The sequence below is a fragment of the Bradyrhizobium sp. MV1.5 genome (assembly GCF_055807615.1).
This window is the reverse complement of the sequence record NZ_JBVVPL010000006.1, coordinates 199,078-211,987: the sequence shown is the minus strand read 5'-3', so window position 1 is coordinate 211,987 and position 12,910 is coordinate 199,078. Positions and strand designations below refer to the sequence as shown.

Genomic DNA, 12,910 nt, shown 5'->3' with positions numbered 1-12,910 from the left:
CTCAAGGCTCCCGCTCCTCCTCTTCCGTGAACACGAATTTCGGCATCTCCCATTTGTAGCGCACCGCGAGGAGACGGAAGCTGATGCCGAGGGCGAACGTCAAAATGGTCCAGAGCTCGGCGTTCAGCTTGAGACCGAACGCGGTGGCATAGAACAGCCCCGTCACCACCGAGACGCTGGCATAGAGCTCGGAGCGAAACAGCAGCGGCACGTCGTTGCAGAGCACGTCGCGCAACACCCCGCCGGCGCAGCCGGTCACCATGCCGGAGACGATGACGATCGGCAGCGTGGCATCCATCTGCCAGGCGATGTCGCAGCCGGTCATGGTGAAGACGACGAGGCCGATGGCATCGAGCACGATGAAGGCCAGTTTCAGCCGGTGGACCAGCCGCGCCATCAGGATGGTGAGGAAGGCGGCGCCTCCGGCCATTGCGAGGTAGATGGGGTTTTGCACCCAAGCCAGGGGATAATGACCGAGAAAGAGATCGCGCAAGGTGCCGCCGCCGAGCGCCGTGATGCAGCCGAGGAAGCAGACGCCGAGCCAGTCCATGCTGCGGCGGCCGGCAGCGAGCGCGGCCGTCATGCCTTGCGCCGCCACCGCGACCAGCGACAACAGATGCAGCACGCTATCGCTCGGCGGCAAGCTCCACATCGTTTGCTTCCTTCCCGCCAGCGGAACTTACGCTTCAGGTACCCAGCGAACAGGTTCCCGATTCCCGCCGCGGGCGCAACATACGACGAAAGCACTAAGGAGGGCGGAACAGAAGCTCGCATCTAAGGGTTGTCCAGCCGCAATAATCGAGGAGAACCAATCGATGGCTGACGACCGTTTTACCAACGATCCGTACCGCCCGAATCTCGCCGATGATGAATATCGCAATGCGGCGCGACGGGATGCCCAGCTTCAGGTCGACCCCGAGCTTGGCGAAGGCCCCGCCTCCAGCGGCAAGATAGCCCTGTTCGCAGTGGCCATCGCCTTGGTGCTGGGCGCCGTATTCTATGGCCTGAACAACACCGGCACCAGCAACCAGGCGAGCACCACGCCGGCAACGCAGACAGCCCAGCAGGCGCCGGCTACCAATCCGGCTGCACCGCCCGGCATGCGTGACGTGACGCCCCGCACCAACACCGCGCCGGGCGTGACCACGGGCGCCGCGCCGAGCAAGCCGGCCCCGGATACGCCGGCACCGGCTGGCGCCGCGAAGTAACGATTTGCAACAATATGCGACAGCGGCGGGACTCACATCCCGCCGCCTTCGTCTGTCTCTAGCTGAATATCTTGTTGAGCTCGCCGCCGGGATATCCGCTCGCGAGTTCCGCGAAGGTGCCCTTCTCTGCCATTTCTTTCGCGGCCCGCATGAAGCCGCCCCAGGCGGCACGAGCGAGTGAACCGCCGACGCTGATCCGGCGCACGCCAAGATCGGCAGCTTCCTGCAATGACAGCCCAGAGCCGCCGATCAGCAGGTTGAATGGTTTGGGTGCGACAGCCTTCACCACCGCGGCGATGTCCTCGCGGCTCTTCAGGCCCGGCGCGTAAAGGCAATCGGCGCCGGCATCGGCGTAAGCGGTGAGCCGGTCGATGACGAGCTTGAGGTCGGTCACGCCCCACAGGTACGCCTCGCAGCGCCCGACCAGCAGCACGCCGCTATCGCCGATCGCCTTGCGCGACGCCTGGATGCGCTCGACTGCGAGCGTGCGCTCGTAGATTGGCTTGTCCTTGTCGCCGGTGGAATCCTCGATCGACAGGCCGGCAACGCCGGTGCGCGCACAGCGCTCGACATTGTCCGCGACCTGGTGCGGCTCGACCGCAAAGCCGCCCTCGAAATCCGCGTTCACGGGGATGTCGACGGACGTGCTCAGTGCTGCCAGATGCTGACAGACCTCCTCGACGCTGACATGGTTGTCGGCCTTGCCGATGGTCCAGGCAAAGCCGGCACTCGACGACGCGAGCGCCTTGAAACCGAGATGCTGCAACGCTTTTGCGCTGCCGACGTCGACCGGATTGGGCAGGATGAAGCAGCCGCTCTCGTGCATCTTCCTGAAGGTCGCGCGCTTGTCAGCAGTTGTCACATGCATGTTTCTCTCCCTTGTTTGCCGCGCAGAGATGGGGACGTGCCGCCGCGAGCGCTAGTGTGCGTCGTGCACCGCGCGGCTGTCCTTCGGCGCCTGCTCGCGATCATTCATGCTGTAGTCACGGATGACGCTGGCGATACGCAGATGATAATCGGCGAAGATTTTCGCGCGGCCCTTGGCCTGGGTGCGACGATGCTCCATCGTGTTGCGCCAGGCTTGCACGGCCGCCTCGTCCCGCCAGAACGACATCGACAAGATCTTGCCCTTGTCGGTCAGGCTCTCGAAACGCTCGACCGAGATGAAGCCGTCGATGGTTTGCAGGATCGGCTTGAGGTCGGCCGCGAGGTCGAAATAATCCTGGCGGTGTTCCGGCTTCGGCCAGACCTCGAAGATCACGGCGATCATGGGCGTCTCTCCTTGAGTTGATGGCCTACGATACCACTTACAAAACCACTTGGCGCAGAAACGTGCGCTCTTCCGCGAGGATGAATTTGTGCTCCTCGGCGAAGTGGAAGTTCGCCATGCCTTCCGTATCCTGACGCAGCCGAGCGCGATAGGCCTCATACGCAGCCAAACTCTCGAAGGTGATCAGCGCAAACGCGATGTTGTTGGTGCCCTCGTGCGGCATGAAATAGCCGATCAGATCGCCGCCGCATTTCGGGATAATGGTGAGCCAGCGCTTCGAATATTCCTCGAACTGCGCGCGCTTGAAGGGATCGAGCTGGTAGCGGATGAAGACGGTGACGGACATCTAAGTTTCCTTTCCTTGTTTGCGCGAGCGAAGCGCCAGCTCCTCATCCTGAGGAGCTTGGCGCGAGCCAAGCGTCTCGAAGGATGACGGCCCCGCCGGTGACCTCGCCCTTCGAGACGCGCGCAAGAGCGCGCTCCTCAGGGTGAGGATCGAGATTTCAGTCGTGCTACGCCGTTCGCTCGCAATGACGAGCAACACAACGCTACGCGCTTGCCCGACCGCAATGCTTCGGCTACCATCGAAGCATGAAATCAGGTCCCGACATCGCCATGATCGCCTCGCTCGTCGGCGATCCCGCACGCGCCAATATGCTCACGGCGCTGATGAACGGCCGCGCGCTCACCGCGAGCGAGCTGGCGCAGGAGGCCGGCATCACACCGCAGACCGCAAGCTCGCATCTTTCCAAGCTCGAGGCCGGTGGCCTGATCGAACCGGAGAAGCAGGGCCGCCACCGCTACTACCGTCTCACCGACGACGACGTCGCCGGTGTGCTGGAGGGCCTTGCGGGCCTCGCCGCGCGGACCGGCCATATGCGCGTGCGCACCGGGCCGAAGGATCCGGCGCTGCGGCGTGCGCGGATCTGCTACGACCATCTCGCCGGCGATCTCGGCGTGCAGATGCTCGACACCCTGCGTGCGAAAAACCTGGTCAGGCAGAAGAAGCAGGAGATCGAGCTGACGGCGGAGGGCGAGCGCTTCCTGGCGAAGCATTTGCAGATCTCGCCCGATATGCTCACCCATCCGCGCCGGCCGGTCTGCAAGGCCTGCCTCGACTGGAGCGAGCGGCGCCACCATCTCGCCGGCACGCTGGGCGCCGCCATGATGCAGCGTTTCGCCGAGCTGAAATGGGCCGCCCGCGACGCCACGCCCGGCAGCCGCGTGGTGAATTTCACCCGCACCGGCGAGAAGCAGTTTGCCGCGTTGTTCGGTGATGGGCGGGAATAGACACAACTCCGTGTGAACGACGTCTCTCGTCGCGGCCGGGCTTGACCCGCGGCCGTCCACGTCATTATGCGAACCATCGTTCCATGACCCTCAGAGACTTCATGAACCGCTTCGCTTGGGCCGCGCTCGTCGCCGCCCTCATCGCCTCTCCGCTCACCTCCACGCGCGCCGCCGACGCCGCCCCGCGCGAACCTTACGGCATCGCGCTCGAAGGCTTTGCCTATCCTTACCCCGTGCACCTGCTGCCTGTTGTCAATGACGGCGAGCAGCTCAGCATGGCCTATATGGACGTGTCGCCTGCGCAGCCCAACGGCCGCGCCGTCGTGCTGCTGCACGGGCGCAACTTCCCGTCGAGCTACTGGGCGCCTGTTATCAAGATGCTGAGCGAGGCCGGCTTCCGCGTCGTGGTGCCGGACCAGATCGGCTTCGGCAAATCCTCCAAGCCGACGGGCGAGCTGCATTTCGACAATCTGGCGCGCAACACCATCGCGCTGCTCGATCATCTGAAGATCGACAAGGCCGAGATCATCGCCCATTCGCTCGGCGGCATGCTGGGCGTCCGCATCGCCCGCGCCTTTCCCGACCGCGTCGCGCACCTTGTTCTGACGGCCCCGATCGGGCTGGAAGATTACCGCCTGTATGTGCCGCCGACGCCGACCGAAAAGATCATCGAGACCGAGGACAAGCTCACGGCCGACGGCTATCGCAAGCAGCTCCAGACCAATTACGCGATCAAGCTGCCGGCTGAGGCGATCACGCCGTTCATCGACGCCCGCTTCAACATCAAGGGCAGCCCGGATTATCCGCGCTGGCTGCGCGCCTTCGTCAGCTCGGGCCAGATGATCTATCGTGAGCCGGTGGCGCACGAGATCGCACTGATCACCGAGCCGACGCTGTTCATCATGGGCGCCGACGACCACAACGCACCGGGCCGACTGAGCGCGCCGGAGGCGCTGCGCGCGAAAATGGGCGAGAACGCCGAGCTGGCGAAGGCACTCGCCGCGAAGATGCCGAATGCGCGCGCCGAGGTGATCCCGGACACCGGCCATCTCGTCTTCCTGGAGGCGCCTGAGAAGTACAACGAGCTGGTCCTGAACTTTCTCGGCCGCTAGCGACATTGCTGTCGTCCGGAGCCGCGTGCGGGGAATGTTCATGCCGCATTCAGGTCATGATTGGCAGATTTGGCTCGCGTCGTGTCGGCATGTTGCGATTTTAACGTGTCGAATCGTGTCTTTTGATTCATGGTGCGCCGAAAGTGCCAAGCCCTATAGAACCTGCCCCAAGACGAGAAGGAAGATCAAATGAAATACCTGTTTGCCGCCGTGATGCTCGCCAGCGCGGTCGTTGGTTTCAGCGAGGCGGCCAGCGCCGCCGGCGGTTGCGGCCCCGGCTGGTATCGCGGCGCCTATGGCGGCTGCCGCCCGATGCGCGGTCCGGTCGTTGTCCGCCCGGGTCCGATCGTGGTTGCGCCGGCCCCTGTCGTGGTCGTGCCGCGCGCGCGCGTGTGCCCCTACGGCTTCCGCTGGTACGCCGGCCGCTGCCGTCCGTTCTGATCTCGTTTTTTGCATAGCTAAATGGCCGCGCGGCGAAAGCCTGCGCGGCCATTTATTTTGGACGTTTGACGTCGCACCGGGATGTTTCGAATCAAAACGGGGACCGCGATCGCGGTCCCCGTTCAAGCCTGGCTTGCGCGAAGCTTACCAATGGCGGCGGTGCCATCGCCGGCGATGCCAGCCCCAGTGACGGCGGCGCCAACCCCAATGACGGTGACGCCAGCCCCAATGGTGGTGGTGGCCGTGCCAGTGCACCTGCTCCGGCTTCAACTGCGCGGCTTCATCGCTGCTGGTGACCGCGGGATGAGCGTCGGGATTGCCTTGCAGCGTGCTGGGGTCACCGAGCGGCTGCGGCGCCAGCGGCGCAGCCTTTGCGGCGGCCGTGAACGCGGCAGCTCCGGCCGCGACACCGATTGCAAATTTCAAAAAATTCCGGCGCTCCATGACTTCTTTCCTCTTGGATGGTCGTGCCAGTGATGCAGAGGAAGTGTCGCGGTGACGACATGAACCGAAGCTGAATCGCGCGTTCAGCTTCGTTGCGCAGGTGACAGGAGGATTCGCAGCGCCGTAGCCCGGTGCTCTATTTGCCGAACTCCTGCGCCAGCACCAGCAACTCGCGCGTGCGCGTCACGTCGGGCCAATCGCGGTTGAAATCGGCCACCAACTGCGTCAGCGCATCGCCCTTCAGCATGGCCTGCAGCGCAGCCTCGCTCTCGAACTGATACATCGCCTGATGCAGTGACGGATCGTCGAGGCTCCAGAACCGCCAGGCCTTAGCTACACCGAATACCTTCACCGCGTCGGGCAGATGTTCCGTCTCGTACCATCTATCGAAGGCGGCGCGCTTGCCCGCATCGGTGACGACGGCGCGGACGACGAAGAAGGCTGACGGCATCGGATTTCCTCCTGTTGTTTGGGGTGAGACTAGCCGGTTACGTCGGCGACGACAAAAAGAGTTGGCAGCGGTGTCGGACCGCGCGCCCCTCGTCCGTCCTATGCGCAAGAAAGCACGGAGACGACCTATGGCCGACCTCACCCTGACCACCTTCAACTGGGTTCCCGAACTCCCGCGCGGCTTTGTGCGCGACCTTCGCGTACGCTGGGCCCTTGAGGAGGCGGCGCTCCCCTACCGCGTCGCAAGCGTGCCGTTCGACGGCCGCGGCGCCGCGCATCTCGCGCACCAGCCGTTCGGCCAGGTACCATGGCTGACTGACGGCGACATCTCCATTTTCGAGAGCGGTGCGATTCTGCAGCATCTTGGCGAACTCAGCGCGAAGCTGATGCCGACTGATCCGCACGGCCGTGTTGAGGCAAAAGAATGGATATTCGCCGCGCTCAATTCCGTGGAGATGGCGAGCCTGCCCTGGGCGCTTTTCAGGTTCACCGGGAATGCCGACGGCTCACCGGCCGTGAAGTTTTTCGACGACTTCCTTGAGCTCCGCCTCAAGCACATGGAGCCGGTGCTGGCGGCGCGCGAATGGCTGGCGGGCTCCTTCTCCGTCGCCGACATCCTGATGTCAGACGTGCTGCGCCTCGTCGATCATTTTGACGGGCTCACGGAACATCCGGCCTGCCGCGCCTACCTCGCGCGCGCCACCGCCCGCCCGGCCTTCGCCAAGGCCCACGCCGACCAGATGGCGCATTTCGCGGCGGCGGACGCGACCCGCTGACGCGGCGTGGGGTGTGATGTGCCTCACATAATGAATCCGGCGATGCCCGTAGGGTTACGGCCATCAAATCAACCCTGCGGAAGGTGACACATGGCCCGCATCGCATTTCTCAGAGACCAGCTTGCCCGCGCCGAAAGACTGGCAAAGGCGATCCTCGACCGGCAAACCGCGGAGCAGCTTCAGGCGTTCGCAGCCGAATGCCGCGAGGAGCTGCAGGTACTGACGCGCAGGGTTGCGGCGTGACGTTCGTACCCCGCAAGCCGCCGCGTCACACCAGCTTCATCGGCGTATCGGCGACCACGCGAAGGTCGATGCGGCTGATCAATTGAGACCGAAGCGCCTCCGCATCGGCGATCGCGCTCTCCGTCTGCCGCAACGTGCTGACGTTCGAGCCAAGCGAGACGATGCCGCCGAGCATCAGAGCGATCGATCCGAGCGCAGCGGTCTGACCCATCCCGAATAAACCGAGGATCGTGATCAGCAACAGCGCAGCACCGCCACCGATCGCGAGCTTGGATGCCAGGATGTACTTTCGGCACCGCTCAGCGATCTCGGCGAGGCGCTCGATCCGCGCTTCGATGTCTGAAATCTCGTCGGTCGAATCGTCTTCGGTCATTGGATTCGGATAGAGCATGCCAACTCAGAAACAGAATCGGTAGCCCGCATGAGCGAAGCGACATGCGGGACTTGGATAGAAAACCCGGATGTCGCTACGCTCATCCGGGCTACACGTCTTCACAACGGCAAATTGTCGTGCTTCTTCGCCGGCGTTTCCACCTTCTTGTCCTTGAGCATCGACAGCGCCCGCGCGATCCGCTTGCGGGTCGAGTGCGGCATGATGACGTCGTCGATGTAGCCGCGCTCGGCGGCGATGAAGGGGGAGAGGAAGCGGTCTTCGTATTCCTTGGTGCGCGCGGCAATCTTGTCGGGGTCGCCGATGTCGGCGCGGAAGATGATCTCGACGGCGCCCTTGGCGCCCATCACCGCGATCTGGGCGGTCGGCCAGGCGTAGTTCATGTCGGCGCCGATCTCCTTGGAGGCCATGACGTCGAAGGCGCCGCCATAGGCCTTGCGGGTGATGATGGTGACCAGCGGCACGGTGCACTGCGAGTACGCAAACAGCAGCTTGGCGCCGTGCTTGATCAGGCCGCCATATTCCTGCGCGGTGCCGGGCAGGAAGCCCGGCACGTCGACGAAGGTGACGATCGGGATGTTGAAGGCATCACAGAAACGAACGAAGCGCGCCGCCTTGCGTGAGGCGTCGGAGTCGAGCACGCCGGCCAGCACCATCGGCTGGTTGGCGACGAAGCCCACGGTGCGGCCGGCGATGCGGCCGAATCCGGTGACGATGTTCTTGGCAAAAGCGTCCGCGATCTCGAAGAAGTCGCCCTCGTCCACGACCTTCAGGATCAGCTCCTTCATGTCGTAGGGCTTGTTTGGATTGTCGGGGATCAGGGTGTCGAGCGACATGTCGACCCTCCCGATGTCGTCGAAGCTAGGCCATTCCGGCACGCCGTCGCTGTTGTTGGACGGCAGGAAGTCGATCAGGCGCCGCATCTGCAAGAGCGTCTCGACGTCGTTCTCGAAGGCGCCATCGGCGATCGAGGAGCGCGTGGCGTGCACCGAGGCGCCGCCGAGTTCTTCCGCCGTGACGACCTCGTTGGTGACGGTCTTCACCACGTCGGGGCCGGTGACGAACATGTAACTGGTGTTCTTCACCATGAAGATGAAGTCGGTCATCGCGGGCGAATAGACGTCGCCGCCGGCGCAGGGGCCCATGATGACGGAGATCTGCGGGATCACGCCGGAGGCGAGCACGTTGCGGCGGAACACGTAGGAATAGCCGGCGAGCGCTGCTACGCCCTCCTGGATGCGGGCGCCGCCCGCGTCATAGAGGCCGATGATGGGCGCACGCGCCTTCATCGCCATGTCCTGGAGCTTTGTGATCTTGAGCGCGTGGGTCTCGGACAGCGAGCCGCCGAACACCGTGAAATCCTTGGCAAAGACAAACGTCTTGCGGCCGTTGACGGTGCCCCAGCCGGTGACGACGCCGTCGCCGGGCACCTTGTTCTTCTCCATGCCGAACTCGGTGGAGCGGTGCTCGACGAACATGTCGAATTCCTCGAACGATCCCTTGTCGAGCAAGAGCTCGATGCGCTCACGTGCGGTCAGCTTGCCGCGGGCGTGCTGCGCCTCGATGCGCTTCTCCCCGCCGCCGAGCTTTGCGCCGGCGCGACGGTCTTCAAGGGCGTCCAGGATATTCTTCATTTGCTCCCGCCAGTTCTTAGCCTAAATGCGATTGCCGGGGGTTCTAACACGGCATTTTGCAGGCCGGGAAGCGGCTTTCGGCCCCGCAGGGCTGCCTTGTCGCAGCGGGAAAGCGCAAGGAATTTCAAAGTTTTGCCTGGGAGACGACCATGACCGAAGGAACGGCCGAGACCGGCGCGGCGACGGGCGGCGTCAACATCCTGCTGCGGCTGGAAGGATTGACCCTGTTCGTGGGCATGGTGATGCTCTACTGGGCCTGGGACGGCTCATGGCTCGTGTTCGCCCTGCTGTTCTTCGTCCCCGATCTGAGCTTCCTGGCATATCTGTCGGACGCCAAATTCGGCGCGCTGGTCTACAACGCCGCGCACAGCTACATGGCACCGGTCGCGCTGCTGACCGTCGGTTTCGGCCTTGCCTCGCCGCTCACCCTGTCCATCGCCTTGATCTGGCTCGCCCATATCGGCCTCGACCGGGCGCTCGGCTATGGCCTGAAATATTCGGCCGGGTTCGGCTTCACCCATCTCGGCCGGATCGGCCGGCGGAAGACCGGCTGACGCAGTTGCAAATCCGGCCCCGCCCGGTTGACCGGGCGCGGCGATTCAGGCTTGCTCAAGGCTTACGATCAGGCGCCGAATGTTGCGTGAGCTCAGTCGGTACGGCGGCGGTCATCATTTCCGGCTGCAAGCATAATCCCATGTCCGCGACGGTCGTTCCCCTGCCGCCGAACTCGTCGTCCGAAACCACCGACTTCCTGCGGCGCATGGCCAGCATGGTGTCGGGGCGGAACGGCGAGATGTTGCTGCGCGCGGCCGCGCTGATCGAGTCGCTGACGCAGCGGGCGATGTCGGCGGAACGCCTCTATCATCGGGAGCACGAAGAGAACACGCGCAACAGCGAGCTGCGCGAGGCCGGTGAGATGGCGTCGGACGCCATGGTCAAGCAAATCGACGGGCTGCGTAGCCAGCTTGCCGAAGTCACCGCGGCCGCGGCGGCCGAGCGCGCGGCATTCGATGCCGAGCGCGGCAAGCTGCTCGGCCTGATGCAGCACGCGGAGAGCCATATCGGCCAGCTCACAAGCGAGCTGGAAACGCTGCACGCCTCGGTCGACAGCTTCAACGAGACCGCAATCTCCGTGCCGATCGAGGTGCTGCGGCTGGCGCGCACCCAGTTCGATGTCCTCTCCGCCGGCTTTGCCCGCAAGGGCGACGTGATCTCGCAGGCGATGAGCGAGATTGGCGGTTTTGCGATCGATCAGGCGCTGACGGTGAAGAAGGCCGATCCCGCCTGAGGCGAACCGCCGGCCTGCGTCAAATTGACAGCGCACGGGCGTGTTGTTCTACTCACTGAAAATCGCGAGGGAGGATCACGATGCTGACGGCATTCCGCGTCGCCATGGCGCTCTGCATTTCAACGCTGTTCGTCGGCATGGGCGCCAACGCGCAATCGCTTCCCAGGGAAGTCGCTACCCGCGCCGAGATCTACCCGATCCCCTCGCTCACCCTCTCCGATCAGCAATTCCTCAGCGGTGACGCCGCGGCCGCCAAGCCGGTGACGGTCGCCGGCGAACTGCGCGTGGCGCAAGGCAGCGGAAAACTCCCCGTCGTGGTGCTGATGCACGGCTCGAGCGGTGTCGGCGCCACGACCGAAGCCTGGGTGCACGCGTTCAACGCCATGGGCATCTCGACCTTCGTGATCGACGGCTTTACCGGCCGCGGGCTGACGGTGGTCGGGCCGAACCAGGCCCTGCTCGGCCGGCTCAACTTTGTCATCGACATCTATCGCTCGCTGGAAATCCTCGCAAAACATCCCCGCGTCGATCCTGATCGCATCGTGCTGATGGGCTTTTCACGCGGGGGACAGGCGACGCTCTATGCGAGCCTCGACCGCTTCCACAAGCTCTGGAACAAGTCCGGCATCCAGTTTGCCGCCTATATTCCGTTCTACCCCGACTGCTCGACGACCTATCAGAACGACACGGACATCGCCGCGCGCCCGATCCGCATCTTCCACGGCACGCCCGACGACTACAATCCCGTCAAGAGCTGCAAGGCTTTCGTCGAGCGGCTCAAGACGGCCGGCCGCGACGTGGTGCTGACCGAGTACCCCGACAGCGCGCACGGCTTCGACAGTGGGCTGCTCGGCGTCAATACGGTTGCCGTGTCCTCAGGCGCGCAGACCGTGCGCAACTGCCAGATCCGCGAAGGCGATGGCGGCGTGCTGATGAACGCCGATACGAAAGCGCCGTTCACCTACCAGGATTCCTGCGTCGAGCTCAATCCGCATGTCGGCGGCAATCCGGCGACTGCCGCCGAGTCGCGCAAGGCGGTGGTGGAGTTTTTGCAGACGCTGTTCAAGCTGGGGTAGCGCTGGGAGGCAGCTCGGTCTTGGGAGCCGGCGTCGGCGCCACATACTCCGTCATTGCGATTGAAGCGAAGCAATCCAGTATCTCGTCGCGGAGGCAGTCTGAGCCTCCCCTAAATCGGTGGACACCTATAGCTTAGACAGCAAGAGGTGTCAGATGACGAAACGGCAGCGACGTTCTTATTCGGACGAGTACAAGCGGCAGGCAGTTGATCTGGTTTTGTCGAGCGGCCGCTCGGCGAAGTCAGTATCGAAGGAACTCGGGCTTGACGGCTCCGTGCTGAGCCGGTGGGTGGCGGAGCAGGGCACGGCGAGAGCCGGCGGCAGCGCTAAACGGCGCCGATCTCGGCAAGGCAGGCTTGCGTCAGCGGCATGCGCTCGCCGACCAGACGCGGCTCCTTGCAGTCCATATTGAGCGCGAACACGGTGTGCGCTTCGCCCTTCTCGGCCCAGCCCACCATCCAGCCCAGCGACGGCTCGCCGCGCTCGGCGCCGAGCAGCCCGGACTTGGCGCGAATGACGCTATCGCCGACCTTGGTCACCGGCAGGATGTCAGCGACGAGATCCTGACTGCGCTTCGAAATCGGCAGCACACGGCGGCGCAGCCTGTCGATGAAATCGACCTGCTCGACCGGATCGATACGCAAGGCGCCAGTGAGCCAGAACTGGTCGATGCCGCCGCCGATGTCGCGATTGCCGTAGTCGAACAGATCGACGTATTTCTGCATGCGCTCCTGTCCGATCCGGCGCGCGATCTCCTGATAGACCGGCACCGCGCTTACGAGAATCGCGCTACGCAGCGTGTGGTCCTTGTTCCAGGCCTCGATCGGACGCTTCACGCCATCCCAGGGAAATACGTCCTTGTCGGGATCAGTGACGACGCCAGTTTCGAGCGCGATCAGCGAGTTCGGAATCTTGAAGGTCGAAGCCGGCAGCTTCGCCTCGCCCGAACGTTCCTTGTCGCTCGCAACGATCAGGTAGTCCTCGACCTTGTAGCCGACGAACGTCCCTGATGTGCCGAGGTCGGTGAAGCGCTTTGGAAGGCTGTCACGGATCTCGTTGCGCGGCGGCGCGACATGGGCGAATGCACGCGATGGCAAAGCGGCAGCTGCGGCGAGAAGGCCGACGGTGGAACGGCGGGTGAGCACTGGCGGTGTCCGTTGCGGGAAGAAGATGGCCGCGACCATGCAGCCGCTATCGTGGTGAAACGATGACACGTTATTTGCTTCAGCATGATCTCTTCGGAAAACCGCTGCACACTTTGCGCTAACGCGGCCCTTCGGGTCCGGA

At 64.0% G+C, this 12,910-nt stretch carries 19 protein-coding genes; 10 read left to right on the top strand and 9 right to left on the bottom strand.

Going from position 1 to position 12,910, the window contains the following annotated elements; translation table 11 throughout:
• Position 1: 1 nt before the first annotated feature.
• Entirely contained in the window at positions 2 to 652 is a 651-nt protein-coding gene (locus AC0L2J_RS08760; protein ID WP_007611539.1) for a trimeric intracellular cation channel family protein, read from the bottom strand.
• Between the two features lie 163 nt (positions 653 to 815).
• Here AC0L2J_RS08760 and AC0L2J_RS08755 point away from each other — a divergent pair, with 163 nt between their 5' ends.
• Complete coding sequence (locus tag AC0L2J_RS08755) at positions 816 to 1,208, top strand: hypothetical protein (RefSeq protein WP_063995956.1); 393 nt, start codon at positions 816 to 818, stop codon at positions 1,206 to 1,208.
• 58 nt (positions 1,209 to 1,266) lie between these two features.
• Here the strand turns inward: AC0L2J_RS08755 and AC0L2J_RS08750 are convergent, their stop codons facing one another.
• The 3 genes from AC0L2J_RS08750 to AC0L2J_RS08740 are packed head-to-tail and all read right to left on the bottom strand — an operon-like array spanning position 1,267 to position 2,824.
• The gene (locus AC0L2J_RS08750) at positions 1,267 to 2,076 is read right to left on the bottom strand and encodes an isocitrate lyase/PEP mutase family protein (RefSeq protein WP_007611542.1); all 810 of its coding nucleotides are present in this window, start codon (positions 2,074 to 2,076) and stop codon (positions 1,267 to 1,269) included.
• A 51-nt stretch (positions 2,077 to 2,127) separates the two neighbouring features.
• The gene (locus AC0L2J_RS08745) at positions 2,128 to 2,478 is read right to left on the bottom strand and encodes an antibiotic biosynthesis monooxygenase family protein (RefSeq protein ID WP_007611543.1); all 351 of its coding nucleotides are present in this window, start codon (positions 2,476 to 2,478) and stop codon (positions 2,128 to 2,130) included.
• Positions 2,479 to 2,515: 37 nt separating this feature from the next.
• On the bottom strand, positions 2,516 to 2,824 hold the full coding sequence (locus AC0L2J_RS08740; RefSeq protein WP_007603076.1) for an NIPSNAP family protein: 309 nt from the start codon (positions 2,822 to 2,824) through the stop codon (positions 2,516 to 2,518).
• 245 nt (positions 2,825 to 3,069) lie between these two features.
• Between AC0L2J_RS08740 and AC0L2J_RS08735 the strand changes: the two genes are divergently transcribed.
• The 3 genes from AC0L2J_RS08735 to AC0L2J_RS08725 all read left to right on the top strand — a co-directional run bounded on the left by AC0L2J_RS08735 (position 3,070) and on the right by AC0L2J_RS08725 (position 5,321).
• On the top strand, positions 3,070 to 3,768 hold the full coding sequence (locus AC0L2J_RS08735; protein ID WP_007611544.1) for an ArsR family transcriptional regulator: 699 nt from the start codon (positions 3,070 to 3,072) through the stop codon (positions 3,766 to 3,768).
• Between the two features lie 101 nt (positions 3,769 to 3,869).
• Positions 3,870 to 4,880 (top strand): alpha/beta fold hydrolase, encoded by a 1,011-nt coding sequence (locus tag AC0L2J_RS08730; protein ID WP_007611546.1) that lies wholly within the window; start codon positions 3,870 to 3,872, stop codon positions 4,878 to 4,880.
• A gap of 189 nt (positions 4,881 to 5,069) precedes the next feature.
• Positions 5,070 to 5,321 carry a GCG_CRPN prefix-to-repeats domain-containing protein gene (locus AC0L2J_RS08725; RefSeq protein ID WP_007603074.1) on the top strand — a complete coding sequence of 84 codons (252 nt, stop codon included), beginning with the start codon at positions 5,070 to 5,072 and terminating at the stop codon, positions 5,319 to 5,321.
• Between the two features lie 144 nt (positions 5,322 to 5,465).
• On the opposite strand, the gene AC0L2J_RS08720 is transcribed toward AC0L2J_RS08725, so the two are convergent.
• The gene (locus AC0L2J_RS08720) at positions 5,466 to 5,765 is read right to left on the bottom strand and encodes a twin-arginine translocation signal domain-containing protein (protein WP_007611550.1); all 300 of its coding nucleotides are present in this window, start codon (positions 5,763 to 5,765) and stop codon (positions 5,466 to 5,468) included.
• 136 nt (positions 5,766 to 5,901) lie between these two features.
• Entirely contained in the window at positions 5,902 to 6,216 is a 315-nt protein-coding gene (locus tag AC0L2J_RS08715) for a hypothetical protein (protein ID WP_007611552.1), read from the bottom strand.
• Positions 6,217 to 6,343: 127 nt separating this feature from the next.
• Between AC0L2J_RS08715 and AC0L2J_RS08710 the strand changes: the two genes are divergently transcribed.
• Both AC0L2J_RS08710 and AC0L2J_RS08705 read left to right on the top strand, forming a co-directional pair.
• Complete coding sequence (locus AC0L2J_RS08710; RefSeq protein WP_007611556.1) at positions 6,344 to 6,991, top strand: glutathione S-transferase family protein; 648 nt, start codon at positions 6,344 to 6,346, stop codon at positions 6,989 to 6,991.
• 90 nt (positions 6,992 to 7,081) lie between these two features.
• Positions 7,082 to 7,234, top strand: coding sequence for a hypothetical protein (locus AC0L2J_RS08705; RefSeq protein WP_007611557.1), 153 nt, complete (start codon positions 7,082 to 7,084; stop codon positions 7,232 to 7,234).
• Positions 7,235 to 7,259: 25 nt separating this feature from the next.
• On the opposite strand, the gene AC0L2J_RS08700 is transcribed toward AC0L2J_RS08705, so the two are convergent.
• Together AC0L2J_RS08700 and AC0L2J_RS08695 are read right to left on the bottom strand one after the other, a co-directional pair.
• Positions 7,260 to 7,607 carry a hypothetical protein gene (locus AC0L2J_RS08700; RefSeq protein ID WP_035975085.1) on the bottom strand — a complete coding sequence of 116 codons (348 nt, stop codon included), beginning with the start codon at positions 7,605 to 7,607 and terminating at the stop codon, positions 7,260 to 7,262.
• 119 nt (positions 7,608 to 7,726) lie between these two features.
• Complete coding sequence (locus AC0L2J_RS08695; RefSeq protein ID WP_007611560.1) at positions 7,727 to 9,259, bottom strand: acyl-CoA carboxylase subunit beta; 1,533 nt, start codon at positions 9,257 to 9,259, stop codon at positions 7,727 to 7,729.
• 149 nt (positions 9,260 to 9,408) lie between these two features.
• Here AC0L2J_RS08695 and AC0L2J_RS08690 point away from each other — a divergent pair, with 149 nt between their 5' ends.
• The 4 genes from AC0L2J_RS08690 to AC0L2J_RS08675 all read left to right on the top strand — a co-directional run bounded on the left by AC0L2J_RS08690 (position 9,409) and on the right by AC0L2J_RS08675 (position 12,035).
• Positions 9,409 to 9,813: a DUF4260 domain-containing protein gene (locus AC0L2J_RS08690; protein WP_007611562.1), complete on the top strand. Its 405-nt coding sequence runs from the start codon at positions 9,409 to 9,411 to the stop codon at positions 9,811 to 9,813.
• 140 nt (positions 9,814 to 9,953) lie between these two features.
• Positions 9,954 to 10,547, top strand: a complete 594-nt coding sequence (locus AC0L2J_RS08685; RefSeq protein ID WP_473388689.1) for a hypothetical protein — start codon at positions 9,954 to 9,956, stop codon at positions 10,545 to 10,547.
• An 80-nt stretch (positions 10,548 to 10,627) separates the two neighbouring features.
• Positions 10,628 to 11,623 carry a dienelactone hydrolase family protein gene (locus AC0L2J_RS08680; protein ID WP_473388685.1) on the top strand — a complete coding sequence of 332 codons (996 nt, stop codon included), beginning with the start codon at positions 10,628 to 10,630 and terminating at the stop codon, positions 11,621 to 11,623.
• Positions 11,624 to 11,777: 154 nt separating this feature from the next.
• Positions 11,778 to 12,035: a transposase gene (locus tag AC0L2J_RS08675; protein ID WP_473388680.1), complete on the top strand. Its 258-nt coding sequence runs from the start codon at positions 11,778 to 11,780 to the stop codon at positions 12,033 to 12,035.
• Here AC0L2J_RS08675 and AC0L2J_RS08670 read toward each other — a convergent pair.
• On the bottom strand, positions 11,950 to 12,768 hold the full coding sequence (locus tag AC0L2J_RS08670; protein ID WP_473388788.1) for a penicillin-binding transpeptidase domain-containing protein: 819 nt from the start codon (positions 12,766 to 12,768) through the stop codon (positions 11,950 to 11,952). The genes AC0L2J_RS08675 and AC0L2J_RS08670 overlap by 86 nt on opposite strands.
• Between the last annotated feature and the right edge of the window lie 142 nt (positions 12,769 to 12,910).

Excerpts from the sequence above, each read along its gene's own strand:
- AC0L2J_RS08760 (WP_007611539.1), bottom strand. The coding sequence starts at position 652 with ATGTGGAGCTTGCCGCCGAGCGATAGCGTGCTGCATCTGTTGTCGCTG.
- AC0L2J_RS08755 (WP_063995956.1), top strand. The coding sequence starts at position 816 with ATGGCTGACGACCGTTTTACCAACGATCCGTACCGCCCGAATCTCGCC.
- AC0L2J_RS08750 (WP_007611542.1), bottom strand. The coding sequence starts at position 2,076 with ATGCATGTGACAACTGCTGACAAGCGCGCGACCTTCAGGAAGATGCAC.
- AC0L2J_RS08745 (WP_007611543.1), bottom strand. The coding sequence starts at position 2,478 with ATGATCGCCGTGATCTTCGAGGTCTGGCCGAAGCCGGAACACCGCCAG.
- AC0L2J_RS08740 (WP_007603076.1), bottom strand. The coding sequence starts at position 2,824 with ATGTCCGTCACCGTCTTCATCCGCTACCAGCTCGATCCCTTCAAGCGC.
- AC0L2J_RS08735 (WP_007611544.1), top strand. The coding sequence starts at position 3,070 with ATGAAATCAGGTCCCGACATCGCCATGATCGCCTCGCTCGTCGGCGAT.
- AC0L2J_RS08730 (WP_007611546.1), top strand. The coding sequence starts at position 3,870 with ATGAACCGCTTCGCTTGGGCCGCGCTCGTCGCCGCCCTCATCGCCTCT.
- AC0L2J_RS08725 (WP_007603074.1), top strand. The coding sequence starts at position 5,070 with ATGAAATACCTGTTTGCCGCCGTGATGCTCGCCAGCGCGGTCGTTGGT.
- AC0L2J_RS08720 (WP_007611550.1), bottom strand. The coding sequence starts at position 5,765 with ATGGAGCGCCGGAATTTTTTGAAATTTGCAATCGGTGTCGCGGCCGGA.
- AC0L2J_RS08715 (WP_007611552.1), bottom strand. The coding sequence starts at position 6,216 with ATGCCGTCAGCCTTCTTCGTCGTCCGCGCCGTCGTCACCGATGCGGGC.
- AC0L2J_RS08710 (WP_007611556.1), top strand. The coding sequence starts at position 6,344 with ATGGCCGACCTCACCCTGACCACCTTCAACTGGGTTCCCGAACTCCCG.
- AC0L2J_RS08705 (WP_007611557.1), top strand. The coding sequence starts at position 7,082 with ATGGCCCGCATCGCATTTCTCAGAGACCAGCTTGCCCGCGCCGAAAGA.
- AC0L2J_RS08700 (WP_035975085.1), bottom strand. The coding sequence starts at position 7,607 with ATGACCGAAGACGATTCGACCGACGAGATTTCAGACATCGAAGCGCGG.
- AC0L2J_RS08695 (WP_007611560.1), bottom strand. The coding sequence starts at position 9,259 with ATGAAGAATATCCTGGACGCCCTTGAAGACCGTCGCGCCGGCGCAAAG.
- AC0L2J_RS08690 (WP_007611562.1), top strand. The coding sequence starts at position 9,409 with ATGACCGAAGGAACGGCCGAGACCGGCGCGGCGACGGGCGGCGTCAAC.
- AC0L2J_RS08685 (WP_473388689.1), top strand. The coding sequence starts at position 9,954 with ATGTCCGCGACGGTCGTTCCCCTGCCGCCGAACTCGTCGTCCGAAACC.
- AC0L2J_RS08680 (WP_473388685.1), top strand. The coding sequence starts at position 10,628 with ATGCTGACGGCATTCCGCGTCGCCATGGCGCTCTGCATTTCAACGCTG.
- AC0L2J_RS08675 (WP_473388680.1), top strand. The coding sequence starts at position 11,778 with ATGACGAAACGGCAGCGACGTTCTTATTCGGACGAGTACAAGCGGCAG.